The organism is Chitinophaga sp. (genome assembly GCF_035564935.1).
Classification (GTDB): Bacteria; Bacteroidota; Bacteroidia; order Chitinophagales; family Chitinophagaceae; genus Chitinophaga.
On sequence record NZ_DATMTE010000547.1, the window covers coordinates 1 to 1,606 of the forward strand.

Sequence of the window (1,606 nt, forward strand, 5' to 3'; positions counted from 1 at the left end):
CCGATGAACTGTCTGTAAGAACCCCACTTGAAATCGCCTGCTGCGAATTTGCCCTTTCCGAAGCCAATAGAGAACCAAGATTTACGATAGAGAAAACTGCCGGTAATGTAAATGAAGGCGGTGCAAATTATGCACCGGTGATCCTCGATCCCGGCACACTGTTGTTTACCTCCTCCCGTGCTGAAAATCCACCGTTGCCTACTACCATTAAGCAACCCACCACCAAAAAACAAACGAAAAAAGGAACCCCCTATGTAAATGACCTCTACACTGCTACCGGAAGTGGTAATACCTTCGATAACAGCCAAAAACTCAAGATCCCTGCCGCTAAAGGATTTGACCAGGGGGTATCTGCTATTGCCCCGGACGGTAATTCACTTTATATTACCCGCTGGTCTATGAAAGATGGTGTGAAACAATCCGCTATCTATTTCAGTAGCCGTCAGAACGGAGCATGGTCCGAACCCAAAATACTCGGCGAAAATGTAAATGTGGCCGGGTATAATTCCATGCAGCCCTATATTACTGCCGACGGAAAATACCTGCTTTTTGCATCCAACAGACCCGGAGGTATGGGTAAAAATGACCTTTGGTACTGTATTATGACCAATGGAACTCCGGGTGGCGCCCGTAACATGGGTACCGCCATTAATACAAAAGATGAAGAACAGGCGCCGTTTTATGATGCAGAGAAAAACCTGCTTGTATTCAGTACTGATGGCCGGGTAGGCCTGGGCGGTCTTGATTTCTTCCAGAGTGAAGGCGACTTTGGTACCTGGTCTGCCCCCGTTAATATGGGCAAACCATTGAACTCACCCAAAGACGATATCTATTACACCGCATTGGATAATACGCATCCCTTTGCAGCCGGATTCATCAGCTCCGACAGGGAATCTATCTGCTGCCTTGAAGTATTCAGCATTAACCGCATCCGCAAAATAGCCAGTGGCTTAATCATCGATTGCGACACCCACCTCCCCTTGCAGGGCGCCACCGTTAGCCTGCTGGATACAGTGAGAAGAAAAACCATCCGCAAAGTTACACTGGATGCCACCGGAAGGTATACTTTCGAAGTGGACCCGCAACGCTATTACAAGATCATTGCTGAAAAAGAAAACTACTTCACCAAAGCACTCTATTTTAATACCGATTCATTGGTAAGGATCGATTCTATGGACAATCCTACCCTTTGTCTCAAACACTACGAAATAGAAAAACCAATTGTACTCAACAATATCTATTACGATTTTGGTAAAGCTACCTTGCGTGAGGAATCTAAAATTGTATTGGATACAGTGGTAGAGATGCTGAACGATAATCCTAAGCTAACTATTGAAATGAGTGCACATACAGATAGCGTAGGCTCTGTGAAATTTAATGATAAACTGTCGCAGTCACGTGCACAATCCTGTGTTGATTACCTCATCAGTAAAGGCATTTCAGCCGAAAGGTTAATTGCTAAAGGGTACGGTAAATCAAGGCCAATTGCACCAAACTCACTGCCTAATCATAAAGACAATCCTGAAGGACGTCAGCTCAACAGGCGAACTGAATTTAAGGTGTTGAAAAGACAGGTGCAGGTGAAAGCGGAAGATGACAGCAACAG

Annotated in this window: 1 protein-coding gene; it reads left to right on the plus strand. The window is 45.3% G+C overall.

Annotated elements, in window-relative coordinates:
* The coding region (locus VN105_RS14265; RefSeq protein ID WP_325641997.1) for an OmpA family protein at positions 1–1,606 on the plus strand (1,606 nt) is incomplete at both ends.